Annotated in this window: 20 protein-coding genes; 7 read left to right on the plus strand and 13 right to left on the minus strand. The window is 47.6% G+C overall.

Annotation, left to right across the window (positions count from 1 at the left end; all coding sequences use genetic code 11):
• Positions 1–45: 45 nt before the first annotated feature.
• From PRUTH_RS02360 to PRUTH_RS02380, 5 genes are all read right to left on the minus strand, one after another.
• The gene (locus tag PRUTH_RS02360) at positions 46–1,818 is read right to left on the minus strand and encodes a DEAD/DEAH box helicase (protein ID WP_151172432.1); all 1,773 of its coding nucleotides are present in this window, start codon (positions 1,816–1,818) and stop codon (positions 46–48) included.
• 305 nt (positions 1,819–2,123) lie between these two features.
• A complete protein-coding gene (locus PRUTH_RS02365; protein WP_022946410.1) occupies positions 2,124–2,390 on the minus strand; it encodes a GrxA family glutaredoxin in 267 nt (88 codons plus the stop codon).
• A gap of 101 nt (positions 2,391–2,491) precedes the next feature.
• Positions 2,492–2,770, minus strand: coding sequence for a peptidylprolyl isomerase (locus tag PRUTH_RS02370; RefSeq protein WP_022946409.1), 279 nt, complete (start codon positions 2,768–2,770; stop codon positions 2,492–2,494).
• A 9-nt stretch (positions 2,771–2,779) separates the two neighbouring features.
• Positions 2,780–3,832, minus strand: a complete 1,053-nt coding sequence (locus tag PRUTH_RS02375; RefSeq protein ID WP_151172433.1) for a Kelch repeat-containing protein — start codon at positions 3,830–3,832, stop codon at positions 2,780–2,782.
• Positions 3,825–4,313, minus strand: coding sequence for a TlpA family protein disulfide reductase (locus tag PRUTH_RS02380; protein WP_026111316.1), 489 nt, complete (start codon positions 4,311–4,313; stop codon positions 3,825–3,827). Before PRUTH_RS02380 ends, PRUTH_RS02375 begins: the two co-directional genes overlap by 8 nt.
• 218 nt (positions 4,314–4,531) lie before the next feature.
• Here PRUTH_RS02380 and PRUTH_RS02385 point away from each other — a divergent pair, with 218 nt between their 5' ends.
• From PRUTH_RS02385 to PRUTH_RS02395, 3 genes are all read left to right on the plus strand, one after another.
• Positions 4,532–4,978 carry an Hsp20 family protein gene (locus PRUTH_RS02385; RefSeq protein WP_022946406.1) on the plus strand — a complete coding sequence of 149 codons (447 nt, stop codon included), beginning with the start codon at positions 4,532–4,534 and terminating at the stop codon, positions 4,976–4,978.
• A 64-nt stretch (positions 4,979–5,042) separates the two neighbouring features.
• Positions 5,043–5,387: a Fis family transcriptional regulator gene (locus PRUTH_RS02390; protein ID WP_151172434.1), complete on the plus strand. Its 345-nt coding sequence runs from the start codon at positions 5,043–5,045 to the stop codon at positions 5,385–5,387.
• A gap of 9 nt (positions 5,388–5,396) precedes the next feature.
• Positions 5,397–5,873, plus strand: coding sequence for a LabA-like NYN domain-containing protein (locus PRUTH_RS02395; RefSeq protein ID WP_151172435.1), 477 nt, complete (start codon positions 5,397–5,399; stop codon positions 5,871–5,873).
• On the opposite strand, the gene PRUTH_RS02400 is transcribed toward PRUTH_RS02395, so the two are convergent.
• The 5 genes from PRUTH_RS02400 to PRUTH_RS02420 form a co-directional block, all read right to left on the minus strand.
• On the minus strand, positions 5,859–6,374 hold the full coding sequence (locus PRUTH_RS02400; protein ID WP_151172436.1) for a hypothetical protein: 516 nt from the start codon (positions 6,372–6,374) through the stop codon (positions 5,859–5,861). The genes PRUTH_RS02395 and PRUTH_RS02400 overlap by 15 nt on opposite strands.
• Entirely contained in the window at positions 6,371–7,558 is a 1,188-nt protein-coding gene (locus PRUTH_RS02405; protein ID WP_151172437.1) for a peptidylprolyl isomerase, read from the minus strand. The genes PRUTH_RS02400 and PRUTH_RS02405 overlap by 4 nt, the downstream gene beginning before the upstream one ends.
• Entirely contained in the window at positions 7,558–8,577 is a 1,020-nt protein-coding gene (locus tag PRUTH_RS02410; RefSeq protein WP_151172438.1) for a phospholipase C/P1 nuclease family protein, read from the minus strand. The genes PRUTH_RS02405 and PRUTH_RS02410 overlap by 1 nt, the downstream gene beginning before the upstream one ends.
• 95 nt (positions 8,578–8,672) lie before the next feature.
• Complete coding sequence (locus PRUTH_RS02415; protein WP_151172439.1) at positions 8,673–10,229, minus strand: cryptochrome/photolyase family protein; 1,557 nt, start codon at positions 10,227–10,229, stop codon at positions 8,673–8,675.
• The gene (locus PRUTH_RS02420; protein ID WP_151172440.1) at positions 10,222–11,541 is read right to left on the minus strand and encodes a DASH family cryptochrome; all 1,320 of its coding nucleotides are present in this window, start codon (positions 11,539–11,541) and stop codon (positions 10,222–10,224) included. The genes PRUTH_RS02415 and PRUTH_RS02420 overlap by 8 nt, the downstream gene beginning before the upstream one ends.
• Before the next feature lie 124 nt (positions 11,542–11,665).
• Here PRUTH_RS02420 and PRUTH_RS02425 point away from each other — a divergent pair, with 124 nt between their 5' ends.
• A complete protein-coding gene (locus PRUTH_RS02425) occupies positions 11,666–12,448 on the plus strand; it encodes a DUF4124 domain-containing protein (protein ID WP_151172441.1) in 783 nt (260 codons plus the stop codon).
• A 71-nt stretch (positions 12,449–12,519) separates the two neighbouring features.
• On the opposite strand, the gene PRUTH_RS02430 is transcribed toward PRUTH_RS02425, so the two are convergent.
• The 3 genes from PRUTH_RS02430 to PRUTH_RS02440 form a co-directional block, all read right to left on the minus strand.
• Positions 12,520–13,692 carry a type III PLP-dependent enzyme gene (locus PRUTH_RS02430; protein ID WP_151172442.1) on the minus strand — a complete coding sequence of 391 codons (1,173 nt, stop codon included), beginning with the start codon at positions 13,690–13,692 and terminating at the stop codon, positions 12,520–12,522.
• Positions 13,693–13,848: 156 nt separating this feature from the next.
• Entirely contained in the window at positions 13,849–14,844 is a 996-nt protein-coding gene (locus tag PRUTH_RS02435; RefSeq protein ID WP_151172443.1) for a DUF4382 domain-containing protein, read from the minus strand.
• Between the two features lie 60 nt (positions 14,845–14,904).
• Entirely contained in the window at positions 14,905–15,498 is a 594-nt protein-coding gene (locus PRUTH_RS02440; protein WP_022946395.1) for a hypothetical protein, read from the minus strand.
• A gap of 432 nt (positions 15,499–15,930) precedes the next feature.
• On the opposite strand from PRUTH_RS02440, the gene PRUTH_RS02445 reads away from it, so the two are divergent.
• Genes PRUTH_RS02445 through PRUTH_RS02455 form a run of 3 tightly spaced genes read left to right on the plus strand, consistent with a single transcriptional unit; the run spans position 15,931 to position 17,639 of the window.
• Positions 15,931–16,377 (plus strand): hypothetical protein, encoded by a 447-nt coding sequence (locus PRUTH_RS02445; protein WP_138547593.1) that lies wholly within the window; start codon positions 15,931–15,933, stop codon positions 16,375–16,377.
• Positions 16,378–16,408: 31 nt separating this feature from the next.
• Positions 16,409–16,885: a hypothetical protein gene (locus PRUTH_RS02450; RefSeq protein ID WP_151172444.1), complete on the plus strand. Its 477-nt coding sequence runs from the start codon at positions 16,409–16,411 to the stop codon at positions 16,883–16,885.
• A 55-nt stretch (positions 16,886–16,940) separates the two neighbouring features.
• The gene (locus PRUTH_RS02455; protein ID WP_151172445.1) at positions 16,941–17,639 is read left to right on the plus strand and encodes a molecular chaperone; all 699 of its coding nucleotides are present in this window, start codon (positions 16,941–16,943) and stop codon (positions 17,637–17,639) included.

Here is a 17,639-nt window from a genome sequence, read left to right on the forward strand (position 1 = left end):
CACAAAAAAACCGCCATAACGGCGGTTTTTTATGTCATTGAAGGCTTATTGAAAGCTCACTGCTTTGCGCTCTTTACGCTGGCCACGGCCTTTAGCGTTAGGGTCGCGGAAACTGCGCTTTTTGCCTTCACCTCGTGGTTCACGTGCCTCACGTGGTGCACGTGCTTCGCTTTGGCTAAGTGTCAGCTTCATAGGACGCTTGCAGATATACACTTTTTGGAAGTGCGCCAGCTTGTCCTCAGGCATACCCTTTGGTAGCTCAACGGTACTGTGAGCGTCATATAAACGAATGTCGCCAATAAACTTGCTGGAGATATCCGCTTCATTAGCAATGGCACCGACGATATTTTTAACTTGTACACCGTGCTCGCGACCCACCTCAATACGGTACGTATCCATTGGTGTGTTAGCATCACGACGCTCGCGGCGAGGTTTTTCACCGTCGCGACGACGATCGCCTTTGCGCTCACTGCGTTCACCACGCTCTGGACGTTCCTTCGCTTTGATTTCCTCGACCTTCAACGGCGACTGTTGCTGTGCCAGATAAAGTAGCGCGGCGGCTAAGTCACCTTGGCTCAATTGCAACTTGTTACCTAGGGTATTGGCTACTTGCGCAAAGAACTCACTGTCTTTGTGCTCTAGCGCAGCAGCCACTTTCTTCTCTAGACCATCAATACGCTTTTGCTCAACGACTTTAGCGCTCGGCAGTTCTACCTGAGCGATGTCGCTTTTGGTGTGGCGCATAATGTTCTTAAGTAGGTAACGCTCATTGCCCTTAACGAACAAAATAGCTTTACCTTGACGACCTGCACGGCCAGTACGGCCGATACGGTGTACATAGGCTTCGCTGTCTTGTGGGATATCATAGTTAACCACTAGGCTGATGCGTTCAACATCTAGGCCTCGTGCTGCCACGTCGGTGGCAATAACAATATCAAGTAAACCATTTTTAAGGCGGTCAACGGTGCGCTCACGCGCCTGCTGGTTCATATCACCGTTTAATGGTGCGGCAGAGAAGCCTTCGCGCTCGAGGAGCTCAGCCAACTGCACGGTGTCGTTACGAGTACGCACAAATACAATGGCAGCATCAAAGTCTTCGGCTTCTAAAAAGCGCACAATGGCTTTGTTTTTGTGTACACGCGCTTGCCAGTACACTTGCTCGATAGTGGATACTGTGCTGTTGCGTGGCGTAATACGCACTTGCTCTGCGTCTTGCAAATAGGTTTTGCAAATAGACTGAATCTGTTTTGGCATGGTCGCCGAGAACAAACAAGTTTGCTTGTCTTCTGGTGTTTGCGCCATGATGCTTTCCACATCATCGATAAAGCCCATGCGTAGCATTTCGTCGGCTTCATCCAATACCAATGCACTTAAGCGTGATAGGTCGATAGATTTACGACTGATGTGATCAAGTAGACGACCCGGAGTCGCGACAATGATTTGCGCACCGCGACGTAGGGCGCTGAGCTGAATACCGTAGCTTTGGCCGCCGTAAAGCGCGAGTACTTCTACGCCCTTAGTAAATTTTGCGTATTGCTCGAATGCTTCTGCAACCTGGATTGCGAGTTCACGGGTGGGAGTAAGCACAAGCACTTGCGGATATTTCGCATCCGCATCCAAGTTATTCAACAATGGTAAGGCAAAGGCGGCGGTTTTACCCGTGCCTGTTTGTGCCATTCCCAATACGTCCTTTTTGTCGAGTAAAAGAGGAATACATTGAGCTTGGATCTCGGAAGGAGTCTCATAACCCAATTCGCTCACTGCTTTTAAAGTAGCAGGAGAAAGGTGTAACGACTCAAAGGTGACTGGTTCTGACATTAAAACGCCTCAGGGAATTCAAAGAGGCGCGCATTGTACAGGAATGAAGCAGTAATTGCTTGTATAAATTACAACTATTTCCTATGTGCTTGGTTTTGTATGAAATTTAACCAGTGGTGTTCGTTGCACTTAGATTTAGTCACGGAGAAATCACGTAAATTTAACGGTTTAACGCGTGTGTACTCAGCCTGTTTTGTTGCTATAAATGCATTAAAAACTGACGGGCCAAAGAGAGTTTGTCAGCTCGAAAATGGCGCACAGGGGGCAAAAAAAAAGCCGAGTATGATCCCGGCTTTTTTATCGTATTAGTCTTGGTATAGACCTAAATTTTCTTTCGCGTAAGCTTCGAACTCAGTAAACCCACCAATGTGCGCCTGATCGATAAAGATCTGCGGCACTGTTTCACATGGTTTGCCGGCTGATTTTTCTAAATCCGCTTTGCTGATCCCTTCTTTAACGATATCGATATAGCGGTATTTGAAATCATCGCGGCTTTGCGTCAGTTGCTCGGCAACATCTTTTGCGCGTACGCAGAAAGGGCACCCTTCACGGCCAAAAATAACAGTTAGCATAATTCTCTCCAGTGCAGTTGAAAACGTTAGGTTTGCAGTGTAGCGAGGTTCGTCGCCGGGGTAAAATAAGCAAAAACGATTTCTATATTCGCTAAAAGCGATTAACTACGATAAACGGTTTTAATTAGGTGGTAACCAAACTTGGTTTTCACCGGCCCGTGTACTTCCAATAGCGGCTTTTTAAACACCACATCGTCAAAGGCTTTGACCATAGTGCCGCGCTGAAATTCACCCAAATCGCCGCCACGTTTCTTTGATGGACAGGTGGAGTATTGTTTCGCGAGTTTATTAAAGTCGCCGCCTTTGTCTAACTTGGCTTTGATAGCCAAGCACTCTTCTTTGCTCTTCACTAATATGTGATATGCACACGCTTTTGCCATAACTGCGTCCTAAAATGAATATCGATAAGGGGTGACCACGTCGAGCACCTTTTGCTTTTCGCCCATGCCGCCAATGCGATAGGCGGTGCCTTGGTGACTCAGTAAACCCCGGTGGTCCATGGTGCCCTGTTGGGCATGCTCTAAACGTTGCCAACGATTAGAATCAGTATCGAAACGCCATACCTGATTTGACGGCGAACTGGGTTTACCATTATAGCCGATACCGTTGTAGTTATAAGGGTTAGGGGAGCCCGCCATAAACACCAGCTGGCCATTGATTGTTCCCGCTGCCATACGATAATGACTCTTGCCGGTGGGGTGGCTAATCATACGCCAATCAATTTTTGTTGGCTTGTCGGGGTGGATGATCCCTTTAAAACATTGGGCTTTGCCATCGAAGCCTCGGCGTTTATCAATATAAGCAACGGTTTTTACGCCATCACACACCACCATGATATTACCTTTAATTGCACCGGCGTGACCAAATACCGGCTCGCCTAAAAATGGCGACGCTTGTTGCCAAGCATTATTAGCAATGTCATAGACTTGTACTAAGTTCACGTTGCCATCATTGTGCCAGCCACTGATCAAGTAGATAAACTTGTCTTGGTAATTCAACGCAACGCTATCATCGACAGGCACGGGCATATCGGCGAGGCGCTGGTAGCTGTTGGTTAGCACATCAAAACGATAGGCGTCGGGCGCTGAAATTTCACTGTGATCGTCGGCCACGGTATAGCCACCAAAAACATAAGCGTATGGACCGACCCCCACAGCAGTCGCCGCCAATCGGCCTTTTAATTCGGTACTGGCGGGAACACTTTTTTTGCCTTGCCATTGCCCCTGGCCAATTTTTAATGCCCACACTTTATTGTGCACGTCCTCGTGACTTTTCCCAGCACCTAACCCCATGAAGCTAATAAAATAAGGCCCTTGTTCCGTTGTCACTTGGGCGACCGCATTATTGGTCACTGGCTCGGGTAACGCTGGCAGGGGTTTTGTAGCCCACGTTGGCGCGCAGAGCATGCTCAGCGCCGCGACAAAGCAATGTCGTTTATTCATCTCTACCTCGGTATTTTATGCCTAATTCACTGGAGTAGCCCATAGAGCGGGCAGTTATGCGCAGTGATTCATCAATAACATAATAGGTTGGGAATGCAGATATTTTATATTGCTTGGCGGTTTGTGCGCTACCTAAAAGTATGGGCATGGATAAAGAGAGGTCAGCGACAAAATCTTGCACTTGTTGCTCACTTTGATAATCAAGGGCAACGGCCACAGCGTTAATATCGCCATCATCCATTGCCGATTGTAAGTTAGGCATGGACACCTTGCAGATAGAGCACCATGGCGCAAAAAAGTATACCACGGTGGTTTGCCCTTGGAGTTCTTTGATGCTGTATCGCCCCTGTTCATTGAGTTGTGTTAAGGCAAAGTAAGGCGCGGGGGTGTGATCGGTACTGAGCAGATTGCGCTGTTGAAATGCGCTGACAGCAAAGAAAACGATCGCAATAACAATAATCTGCAATAAAATTTTTTTCATATTTAACTTAAAATTCATAGGCTTAATAAATTAGACCGGATAGTGGCAGAAAAAATTTTGCATCTTTTTCTTGAAAATAAAGACGCTGTCCATATATCAGTTAGTGAGGACGCCGGAAAGGGTCCCAAACTAAGTAAACTTATTGATTTAAAACGTAAATGTTACTTGTTCATCGTGAAAAGTAGCAACTAATATCGCTTAATTATGAGGATATCATTATGCGTACAGTAGATTTATCACCACTATATCGTTCATTCATCGGTTTTGACCACCTTGCATCACTTATGGATGCGGCGGCACGCACCGACAAGCAGCCAAGCTACCCACCTTACAACATCGAGGCATTGGGTAAAGACCAGTATCGTATCACCATGGCGGTGGCTGGATTCAGCGAAGATGAGCTGAGTATTGAGTCAGAGAACAATACTCTGAAAGTCGCCGGTATTAAGGCTGACAAAGACGACAAGCAAGAGCGAAAATTCATTCATCAAGGTATTGCTGAGCGCAACTTCGAACGTAAGTTCCAGCTTGGCGACCATGTTAAAGTGCTCGGCGCAGGGCTTGAAAACGGGCTCCTAGTCATTGACCTAGAGCGAGAGATCCCTGAAGCCTTGAAGCCACGTAAAATTGAAATAGGTTCTGGCAATTTGCTTGAGAGCAAATAAATTCTAGTCATTCTCCCTGTGTTTACGCCGCCCAACCGGGCGGCGTTTTTGTGTGGATAAACCGATGCGTAAAACTGATAAGAAAAAAGACAACACACTGCGCAAAGCGCTGACCCGCTTTTGTAATGAACATTGTGAGCCGTTGTCAGGTTTTGAGTGGCTGACCCACGTTATTGATTGGCAGCGAGCCGACAGCATCAGAGTGATTGTGGTGTTCACCACCGATGAACAGTTACGTTCCTTTTTAGGCTCACAAATGCGCCCGCAATTGGAAGCGCAGTTGATGGCGGTGCTCAAGGCCGAGGACTTAGCTATGCACAACCCGAAAAAACAGATAGTCTACGACACTGAACAGCAGTGCAAAGTAGGCCACAATGGTAACTGGGCACGGCGATTAAGCCACCTTTAGAGAGGATCTATGCCTACAGCGGCCATTTTTGTAGATGTACAAAATATATATTACACCTGCCGTGAGAGCTTTGCGCGTAACTTTGACTACAACGCCTTTTGGCGTGAGGTAAGCGCTAAGTACGAAATAGTCACCGCCATTGCTTATGCCATTGATCGTGGCGATAGCAAACAACGAGAATTCCAAAATATCCTCCGAGCCATTGGCTTTGAGGTCAAGCTGAAACCCTATATTCAGCGTGCTGATGGTTCGGCTAAAGGCGATTGGGATGTGGGTATCACCCTTGATGCTATGGAGTATGGAACGCAAACGGATACCACCATTTTACTCTCTGGTGACGGTGATTTCGATATGCTCGTCGCCAAGCTACGTCATGAATGTAATAAGCGCGTCGAAGTGTACAGTTGTGCGCCGTTGACGGCGACATCCTTGATCAATGCCGCCAGCCATTTCCGCGCTATAGACGATACGCTATTGTTGGGCTAACTGCTCTTCCAACTGTTGTTTGGCTTGCTCTAAGGCGGCAATTTTATCCCGAGCAAACTGCAGCTGTTCCGGCGAGATGCCTTCTCGCTCTCCCCGCGCTAGCCAAGTTTTAAGGAGCGCGACTTTATCTTTTGCGGCACTGATATAGGCGCGTTTAAAGTCGTTGTGCTGGCGCTGTTGGTAGCGCTGATAAGCTTGGTGATCGTGCAAATCACCCTGATAAGCGTCGTCTTGTTGCCGGTCTTTGGCGATAGGAGGCACATATTCCGGCTCTGTGATAGGCGCTTGAGCGCTTATCTGTTTAGGGGGATCAACGGCTTGCGAATACTGTGTTTTACTCTGGCGAGCAGAGACCGCCTCTTCGGCTGCCACTGCGGGGGTATCACGCACAGACAGCAAGGTGGACGAGTCGCTGCGGGCTTTGATAGCCCCAACATCGGCGCTCAAATACCAGGCTAGAGCGCCTATGAGCAGTATTAAAAGCACTATGACTCGTTTCATCCGGCTGCCTCCATGCGCGCGCGCCACGCCTTAAATTGTGCTTCATAGTTCTGCTGTGCCTGCTCCTTAGCGAGTGCCTCAATGGCTTGGTAACGCACCGTTTCACTGTTTTTAGCATAGTATTCATAGGCTTTTTCCGTGCTCATTAGTACTAGCCACTTGTTTTCAGGCGTGCGTACTGGGCGCGATAAGGTATCTGTTGGCAACGTGAATGCCAGTTGCTTGGCAAATACCGGGGCGCTGTCGTTATCGCGACTTAATACGCTATTTTGTTTGCCGAATACGTTTTCTTTGTCGCCCATTGCGCTAATAAAACCCTGACTTTTGGCTTGTTGATAGAACTTTTGCGCTTGCTCATGCTGATCAAACTGAACACCGTAAGCTCGTACTTTGGCAATATAGCGAAAGCGCTCGCGGTGACGCTCATAATAGGCAACGATATCTTGCTCTTTGATGTCCTGTTTGAGGCGCTCCAGCTCAGCACTGCTGCCGTGCATGGTTTGTTGTACGCCGAGCTCGGTTAATAGGCTAGGGCGAAGAATATCTGCCAAAGCGATGTCTTGTAGGCGCTCAAGGCTGAACTGATGGCTCTTGAGCAGAGGGCTCACCAATAGGGCGCTTTGACGAAATTGATGCCAACGTTGCAACTCGCTATGAAATACGGACATGTCACCTTGATGCAACTTATATTTTATCTGCATCGACATGCTCTGGTAAAAATCTGCCATGTTCAAGGTGTTAGATAATGCCGTGGCATCCAGTAGCTTGATGCCTGCGAGCTTATTCACGGTGGCTTGATTGAGTGCACCATCGGCCGGGTAGTTCCCCAGTGTGCGGCGTAACCAATCATCATTGTAAGCAGGGTTAAGCGCCAACGGCGCTATGGCATTGTCGTCTAACCAGCCTTGAGCCTGCCAAGCGCTCAGTAAGTAGCGGCGCACATGATAGTGATTGTTGAAGCCCACGGTAGCTTGGCGAACCACTAATGATGGAAAACGCTGATGTGCTTGGTGTAGCAAAAAAGCATTCTCCACCAACCTTTGACGGGTGTGCGCCGCTAAATCGGCACTGTGTTGTTGGTATACAGTGCGCATAAAGCGCACTTCAGCATTGCTCGGCAGTTGCGAGAATGACGAAAAAGATAGGCCAATAAGGCCTATCCAGATAAAAATCCTGAACCCCATTAACGCTGCTCCATGGCATGGTTAAGCAGGTGCACGACCATGGCAATAGCATGAGGAATAACAAGGCGTCCGGTGTTGACCCGATCGTAGTGATCTTCAGAGTTAAGTACGATGCCGCCTTGAGCGTAACTAAACGCCCCCCCTTGCGTGAGGAGTGGGCGAATATCTTGTTGTTGTGGGTCAAGGGCGCTAAAGCTATCCATGGCATCACGCACTAAGCTCATATCATTGAGCTGCTCTTGGTCATAGTAGTCTTTTACCCAACCCTCCCAACTAGAATGGTTAAGTGCTGAGGTTGTCCAGGTATGGTGTGGTTGCAATAAGTCTGTGGTGTGAAAGACAAATCCCAGCACCTGTGGGTTGCCGCTTTGCAGGTAGCTTTGATACCAGTACTGGCCCAAGTTATCTAAAGGTTGGAAGGGCATATCCTCAAAGTCATCGTACATGCTGTATTGCGAGTGGCTACCGATACGGTAGTTGCGCTCGGTGACGCCATAGCTATTGTATTTGCTACTGTCGGCATTGAACCAACCGGTCTCACCGCCTTGACCATCATCGAGGTAGTCCCCCTTGAGCCATGTGGCGGCTAGTTTATCTACATCGCCCCAGACCGTGAGCTTTTGGTAATTGTAGCCACCAAAATCATTGCCGTGCACGTCGGCACCTTGGCTGTGATTTTGAAAGTGCCAATAACTGGTGTATTTAACGATGCTTTTCGCAGCACCCCAAAGTGGCGCTTGTACGCACGACCCAGTTATTGCACCGCAAAAGAAGGTATCTTCAAAGTCATCCACATCATAAGCTGACTGGCCCAGTAAATCGGCGAGAATGTCCACCGACATATTGTTTTGTTGTGCATACTGCTTAAGCTCAGCATAGGCTGTGGTATTCGGATTCTGCTGCATATAAGCAACGGCATCGATAACGATACGCTTATGAGTCTCTTGGCTAAAAGCATGTGCTTGGCTGGTGGCCGCACTTGCTATCAGCAGTGCGGCAATAAGGTGTTGTTTTTTCATAATGTTCCCGTTTTTTAAATGTTAAGTGTATTAAAATGGGAACGTCTTACATTGAGGTTACATAAAGGTTAATTATTTGATCTATTTTTATGTCTTTATAATTTCTCTACATTATCGATGCACCACTGCGCTCGTTCTAACACCTGCTGTTGCTGGCGTTTATCTTGTTTATCCCAATTTCGGTATATCATGCCGATGCGGTGATTATTCCCAAAGCGCTGACGGTGGCGAACCATAAAGTGCCAGTAAAGACTGTTAAATGGGCATGCCTGCTCGCCTACTTTTTCGCGAACGTTATAGTGGCAGTGTTTGCAGTAATCGCTCATTTTGTTGATGTAGTTGCCACCACTGCTGTAAGGTTTGGTAGCAATAATGCCGCCATCGGCAAATTGGCTCATGCCCCGAGTGTTGGGCATTTCCACCCATTCAATGGCGTCTACATAAATACCTAAGTACCAGGCATCGACGGCATCGGGGTCAACGCCCAGTAGTAAGCAAAAATTGCCGGTGATCATTAAGCGTTGGATATGGTGGGCGTAGGCATAATCAAGGCTTTGGCCAATAGCGTGGCTAAGACAGGCCATATTGGTTTTTCCATGCCAGAAAAACTCCGGCAGTGGCGCCGAGGCCTCTAGAGTATTTAACGAGCTATATTTGGGCATGTTAGCCCAGTAAATCCCACGCACATACTCACGCCAACCGAGGATTTGTCGAATAAAGCCTTCAACCTGAGCTAGGTTTATGGCGCCATCACTTTGCTCATAGGCCGAAGTGGCCGCGTTGATCACTTGCATGGGGTGCAGCATTTTACTGTTTAGCGCGAATGATAACCGGCTGTGATAAAGGCTCCACTGGCTGTCACTTTGACAGGTCATGGCATCTTGGAAGGTACCAAAACAAGGCAGTAAGTGGTCACAAAAATAGCGCAGTAATTGCTTTGCCTGTTTGCGGCTCACAGGCCATAACAGTCTGTCACTGCCTTGGCCTATAGTACTTACCTTATGGCGGGTGATGCGCTCTTTGATGCTACGCACATCGTTATCAAAGCACAGTGGCTGAGGCAGTTCGGTGAGGTCTTGTTGGTTTAGCTTATTGCGATTTTCTTTATCAAAATTCCACCGCTCTCCCAAAGGCTTGTCGCCCTGCATCAACACCTTAAAGCGTCGGCGCATTTTACGGTAAAACTGCTCCATAGTGTGATGGGTGTCGGCCTGAAAGTAATCGCTCAGCTCATTAAAGCCCAACAAGAAGTGTTCACTATCATAGGCGTTCAAGGTGATGTCTGCACCGAGGTTTAAGTCGCGCAGTTGCTCATATAAGCGATATTCATCAGGCAGTTGGTAGCTGAGGGTATTGGCACTAAAGCGCTTCACCTGGGCCTGGAGTAGGTGCGCTAAATCATCATAACCCTGTGTATCATCGAGAGTCAGGTGAAGAACACGGTGCCCAGCTAATTCCAGGGCTTCGGCAAAGCGAGCCATGGCAGCGAAAAAAGCACACACTTTTTGAATATGATGCTGGGTATACTGCATTTCTTGGTGTAGCTCAGCAATGATATACAGTACATCGTCGCACTTGTGTTCAAACCAGCTATGTTGCGCATTTAACTGATCGCCGAGAATAAGGCGGATTTCTTTGTAGTTTTCACTCATGAGTCACCCCTTGTTGGGGCCAGCCGGTGTAATCTTGATAGTCGATGTCGCTTTGGCTCGCTTCGCCTTGCCAACGGCTAATAAACTCGCCATCGGGATCAAATTGCTGTTGTTGTTTCGCTAGATTGAAATGACGGCCGCCACGAGGGTCGGCGCCTACACCCGCGATATATTGCCAATTGCCATAGTTGCTGGCGCTGTCGTAATCAATCAACATGCGTTCAAAATAGGCGGCGCCATAACGCCAATCAAGATTGAGTTCGTTGACAAAGCAGCTAGCAACAATTTGCCTGCCCCGATTGGACATCCAGCCGGTGGTATTAAGTTCATGCATCAGGGCGTTAACCAACGCATAGGGGGTGTTGCCTTGGCACCACGCTTGGTAGCGCTGAGCGTAAAAGCTGGTTTGTGGCTTAGCGCTATTGGCGCCTGCAAAACAATATAATTGCTTACCTTGTTTTATAGCCAGCCACTGAAAGTACTCGCGCCACAATAGTTCAAAGTAAATCCAGTACGTTGATTCGTTGGCACCGTGCTGTGCTTCATAGTTACGCAATTTGCTGAGCATCAGGCGTGCACTTAAAGCGCCGTTTGCTAACCAAGGTGACAGTGCCGTCGAAAAGTGCTGACCTTGAAGCGCGTTGCGCGTTTCTTTATAGCGACTGGGTGCATCCGTCGCAAAATAGTTCTCAAGCGCGTGTGCAGCGCTTTGTGCAAACCAAGGCGTGAGTACAGAGGTGGATGCATCACCTTGGATATAAAGGTTTTGCCTAACGGGGACGCTAGGAGCAAGCTGTGTTGGCGCTGCAAGCGGTTCATCGGCACTTAGCTCAGACTCAACGGCTTTGCGGAATTGACTAAAGGTGCTGGGTAGCTCATCCACAGGGCCTGGGAGTTGTGCCAAGGTGAACAGCGTATGATCATGATCTTGAATCAGCTCAATAGCGTTGTAGCGCTCTTCAATATGAGCGATAGCTATTCGCTCATCCCAGCCATGCTGATGCCCTACGCCTAGGTGAGTGATGTCATGAACGCCAACCAGTTCGTCGAGTGTCTTAAGATTATCAATGCAGCACAGTGAGTGATGATAAGGCGCTAGTGCTTGGCCTAGGTGGTGTAGTGTTTGCTCAACAAATGCAGTGCGCGCAGGCCCTTGCTCGCGAGCATTGTAAATGGCGCGCGATGGCACAGTGAGTGTGTGCAACGGACAATACGCCAATATAAGCCGATCAACTTGTGAAGATAATCGCCTAAGTGTCTGATTGTCTTCTAATCTCAGATCGTGATAAAAAAGATAGAGCCCCGTTTTCATGGTGCACCTCGGTTATTACGAATACCGCTGTGGTACGTTTGAACGCCGCACATGGATCCTTCGCATGTGGCTATGCATCAGCTAGACTTGAGATAGGTACGCGCTCTGGCGCTTAGGAGAAAAAATGATTCGCTTGTTTGTTATAACAGTGTTTACCGCCGCTTTACCGGTGAGTGCTGGCACCACAGTATATCAATGCACCAAAAATGGCACTGTAGAATTTTCGCAGCTCCCTTGCTCTAAAGATGCCAAGACAGTGGTGGTTAATACCATTGCCGCCGACACTTCAAGCGCAGATAAGCCGCAAAGCGACAGTGATATTGAGGGGTATATACGCAATCAGCAGGCGGATAAAGAAATTGCCCAGCACCGCGATAAAATAGAGACTTACACACGTCAAATGCAAGAAGAAATTGCGCGCTTGAAAGATCAGTCAGATGCCCAAGTTAATAACCTCACTGGAGCTGAAAAAGACCAAGCCATTGCCAAAGAAATGGAGGCGGTGAGTAAGCGTTATCAAGCGTTGATCGATCGGGAGCAAATGCATATTGACCGTTTGCTGGCCCAAAAAGAGATCTTTAAAGACAGTGCAGCAAATGCCCCAGACAGCATCGACAGTTTTATTCGCTTGCAGCAAATTGACCGCGATATGCGCCAGCATCTGGATAAAATTGACACCTATCACACGCGTTTAGACAATGAATTAGAAGCGCTGCAAGAGGAAGCGGCGCAAGCTCCGGATAACCTCGTTGATGCTACTTATGACAATGCCTTGTCGCAACGTATGTCAGCAGTAACGGCTAAGTACACCACCTTGATTGATGTTGAACAAAAAGGGTTAGCGCGGCTATCTCAAGAGCGCGCCGAATTAATGCAAAAAGCCAAGGAAAACAAAGACACGAACTGATGTCCACCAGCGCGATTCTGAGACTCGCGCTGGTGGAGTAAGGTTAGCTTTTGAACTTCAGCTCTAGAGGGCTAACCCAATTGCGCCATGCTCAGTGCACTATCGACACTAATAACAGGCGCTTTGGCGAAGAAATTAAAATCAGTACTCGTTGTCCATGTGTAAGCGCCCATATTAGCGGTAAATACTCGCTCGCCATCCTGCAGTTGCGCCATATTCACATGCTCTGTAATGACATCTATGCTATCGCATGTTGGCCCCGCTAAAACACACGGCTGCTCTGGGGCTTGGTGCAAAGTGTAAAAGCGTTGCGCAGGCTCGCCGTACACGCGGCCGCTAAACGCACCATATACGCCATCATCCATATAATACCAAGGCTTACCGCCGCGCAGGCTTTGGCCCATTACACTCATTACGTGCACCATGGCCGAGGCAACAATATAACGACCAGGTTCTGCAATAAAATGGGTGGTTTGCGGCCACTGCGCCAACGCTTCGCGAATGGGTGCACAATAGCTATCGATATCAATGTTGTCGTTTTGATAACTCACCGGAAAGCCACCGCCAATATCCAATGTATTCATGGCAGGCAAACCCGCGCGTCGAGCTAATTCAAAGACTTCTTTACATTGCTCTATTGCTGCCACGTATTTATGAGGATCGCGTGTTTGTGAGCCTACATGGAATGACAGCCCGCGCACGCGAATACCCATGCTATGAGCTTGTTGCAACAATGGCAAAGCTTGTGCTGGTGTTACGCCAAACTTTTTCGACAAATCAGCAGCCGCATCTTCATTTAAGAAGCTTAAACGCAGTAACAGCTCAACCTCATGGTTATAAGACGCAAACTTACGTAACTCATTGGCACTGTCGAATACAAAGGTATTGCACCCATAAGCCAAGGCATGCTCAATATCGGTCACGCGCTTGACCGGGTGAGTGTGAATGGTTTTACTTGCTGGCACAGCACACTGAGCCACCACATCCACTTCACCATTGGTCGCAAGGTCAAAACTGCCGCCCAGCGCGTCTAAGGCGCGTACCACATCTGCATGAGGTAGGGGCTTTAGAGCATAGTGTAAAGTCACCCCCGGAAGCGCAGCATGAAGCGCTAGGTAGTTTTCGCGAACACGGTCAATATCCAGCACCAGTAAAGGGGTACCGTATTGATTGGCAAGTTGGTCGGCTTGTACGAATTGCTCGGTAAATGAGTGAGCAGGAGCTCGCAAAGAAGAAACAGACATAATAACTCCAAAATTGAATTTGGATAGTTACTCTTCGCCTTGGCTGGAGGGCTGTACTAGGATTGGCTATCGAATTAAAGTGGCGCAATAATAGTTAAATTATCGCGCCATGCAAGCAAAAATTTAAAATATTTTTAGTCTTTAATTTTCAATAGCTTATTGGGCTATGTCAAAGGTAACTTGAGCGTCTTCACCGCTTGTCACCGTGACTGTCTGTTGCTGATATAGCGTAAACGACTCATCGAGGATTTCGGCGTCATCAATGTGTGCAGCACAAGTGTAGGCTAGCTGATATTCACCTGGAGCGACAAAGCCGATTTCGAACTCATAACGTTCATCTTCCTCATCGTAGCTCACGCCACCGGTCGCGATAGGTGCATCAGCCGCAACCGTTTCGCCGTCAAGGTACAAATCTTTAGGCTCACTGACATCGCTATTATAGAGATATACGGCATGACCAAACCCCCCGGTGGCAGGCGCGATATCTGCATTGTCAGTTTCGCAGTTTTGTACCAACTGCTGGCTAACTACACCCTCGATATCTTCCACTTGGGCAAGGTTTTCTAGGCGAATTCCTGTGGGTTTAAGCTTAACTTCGTTACTGTTACTTGGGTTGACCAAAGATTTTTTCAGGTCAAATTCAAGCACGAAGTCGTTGTCACCACTGACCAAAGTGAAGTCATTAATTTGAATTTCACCGATGCCGTCATTGCCCTTACGGGTGACAACAAGTGGCACGACAGTGTCATCGTTATAAACCAGATGTGAAGTCATCTCGATATTGGCCATATCGCCATTGACTATATCAGCGCGCAGCCATTCATAGTCACCGGCAGCAACAAGCTCATCATCGATAAGCGCAAACACATCATCACCAGTGTAGTCCAGTAAGTTTACCATCACGGGTTGATCTGGGTTCTCTTCAGAGCGGGTCTCAAAGGTTGGCATCTCACCATCGCCCGCGTTTAAGGTAATGCTGTCAAAGGCAACCCACACTGCTTTAACGTTACTTACTGGCGCATCAGATACGCCTAACGAGAACTCTGCTTGTGTCGGCTCTGGGTTGGTGATGTTGTCGTCATTATCGTCCGAACCCCCACAGCCACTAAGTAAAACGGCGCTAATTGCACTCGCAAGAATCAGTTTATTCATTAAATGTACTCCGTCAGATTGCACACTTATCTAGCGTAGCAAAGTTACCTGAACACTGTTTTAACTGTGTGCTGCGAGGGAGTGATAAATTTCTTGATAGCCTTGCTTGTGGTTATCAAACAGGAACTGGCGCAGCTGTTTTTTGTTGGTGTTACGTATAAATGTGACAGCAATGAGTGAGCCTTGTTGCCGCGCTTTTTGCATCTCCAATTGCATTGGCGGATAGTCTGGCAGGATTAACTTGGCTGTGGCCCTTTGTGGCGCATGCTTGATTTGCTCAGCATCAATCACCGCGCCTGTAGAGGATAAAGAATGAATAGGAAGCTTTCGTCCGTCGTCGGTGAGCAAGTAAATACTCGTGGGATTATCAAAGCGCCAGCTGCGGTGCTGCCCAAGAGCCTCGAAAATTTCTGGTGCTTCCAGCGCGGGCTGTAAATCACCGTTTGCGGTTAATGACAGCGAGAGAGGAAACCAAAGTTCAAAGTGCCCGACTTCTGCCAACATACATAACCCAGGCTGCTCAAATAGGGAGGCAACATAATCCGGTAACTCCGAACGAAGGGACAAGCCGGTGGTGTTAACATCGTCGCCCTGCAACGTGTTTTCGCTAAATACCTGCTGGAAAAAAGCCAGCTCTTGTTCGGTGAACTCCATCTCTGTACCCCAAATAACCCTTTGCGACTATAAAAAAATAAAATCAAATATGCAAAATTTGGGCGCAAATTTAGCAGACACTCGCTGAACGTTTAAAGAACAACAAATTATAACCTAGAGCGTTATTCTAATTTTTGAATTAAATTGAATTAGTTTTGCTTAGCTTGCTTTGTGGCGAATGTCTTACAAAATTTTAAAAACAGGCAACTAGAAGACTGATTTATCGATATTTATACGTTCATAAAATCCCCGTTATATACCCAAGTAAACGGCCGTTTAGGGAAATGTTTAACGTTCATAAACGTGCTTCATCATAAACAAACGTTTTAAATCCCCAAATCTCAGTTAATCTTCTCATCGTTGTTTGAAGCACACCAATAACGGGTCAGGATGCGAAAGCAAAACGTTATAAAAATCTGTAAGTTGGCGCTAATGCTAGCAAGTTTAGATGGCTCCATAGCCACCGCAAATGAAGTTAGTCTAGCCATGTATGGATATATAAAAGCCCGTTGTTCTGTTGCGTTTCATCAACATGATGTTGAGTTGAGCAATACAAGGTCCTCTCAGGCTGAATTGGATTTACGCTGTAATTCACCCATGACCCTAACGCTTTATTCTCAAAATGGGGGGTTAAGCCATCATAACAATGATGTGTTAGTGCCTTACCGAGTGACGTTGACCGTGCCGAAAGCCAAACGGGAAACAGTATTTTCAGCCTTGCAATTGAAGCAAGGAAAGGCGATTCACTTCGAGCAGGTGTTGTTCTCTGAACGCGCTTCTCTCGCGGTACAGTTGCAGCAGCAATTGGTTTTTGCCGGGCGCTATAGCGACGAAATTCGTCTTGAAATCACGCCTGATCTATATGGTCGAGGCCTATAACGATTATTATTTAAGCAAAAGGACATTACACATGAAAACAGTACTTATCTCTGCTGCGATTGCTCTGACTCTTAGCGCAACGGCGCATGCTTCAAGTAGCCTGAATCTTAACGGACAAGTTGATTCGGTATGCACCGTTTCTAACTTGACCAACAGCCAAACCTTCTCTTCTTTAAGCTCTGGTGCCACAGCGATGTCAGACGTTACATTGCTATGTAACGATGCTGATGGCGCGACTGTGAGCCTGACTTCAGCAGAAGGGAATCTGCAAAATACCGACAATGAAAACCGTGGTATTGACTACAAAGCCTCTCTTAGTGCTGGCGCCGTTGCCCTACAGTTAATGGCCGACACCGGTGAAAACGAGAAGCGTGTTAGCGTTGATGTTGACGGTTCAGAAGAGCTTGCTCGCGGCGTCAATGGTCAAATTCAGCTAGAGCTATTAGAAGATGCCTTGTATGCAGGCACTTATTCAGACACGCTGCAAATTGCTATTACCGCGCGTTAATCCAATTTCCATGTTGAGTTGGGCAGCCTTCGGGCTGCCTTTTTAGGTTTATGTTATGAGAATTGTACTGCTTACTCTTTTACTTTGGATAGCCGCCCCAGTTTACGCGTTCCAAGTACAGCCTATGGTGGCCGAGCTTGCGCCTATGGGCAAGCAAGCGCAGCGTAATATGCGTATCGTAAATATTGAGGATACGCCTCTGACGGTGGAAGTCAGTGCTAAGAACTTGGTCATTAACAGTCAAGGTGAAGAGCAACTCACCAATAATGACAGCGACTTCTTAATTCTGCCAATGACAGCGGTGATTCCACCAGGGCAAGCGCAAACAATCGTCGTGCGTTACATTGGTGAGCCGGCGCTAGCCGCATCGAAAGCATACCGTATTGTTATTGACCAAGTGGCTCTGCCAAATCAAACGCAGTCCTCTGTAGGTATGGCTCTGAGCTTTCGTACTTTATTTAATGTGGCTCCTGAAGACGCTAAAGCAAATCTTGCGATTACTGACATTCGTAGCGACGAAAAAGCGTGGCAGGTCAATATCAGCAACTCAGGTAACAAGTATATTCGCCTTATTAAAACCAAATGGATACTACAACAAGGTGAAGAACAACGAATAGTACAAGGTCCGGCGCTGTCTGCGGCTTTGCAAACCAGCTTTATTCCTCCCAATAGCGCGCGCGTGATTGGGTTTACGCCTCCTCCTGGGTTTAAAGCTGAAACGACAAAAGTGCGCATAGAGCCCTTGAGTAACTAG

Source organism: Pseudoalteromonas ruthenica, from assembly GCF_008808095.1.
Taxonomy (GTDB): Bacteria; Pseudomonadota; Gammaproteobacteria; order Enterobacterales; family Alteromonadaceae; genus Pseudoalteromonas; species Pseudoalteromonas ruthenica.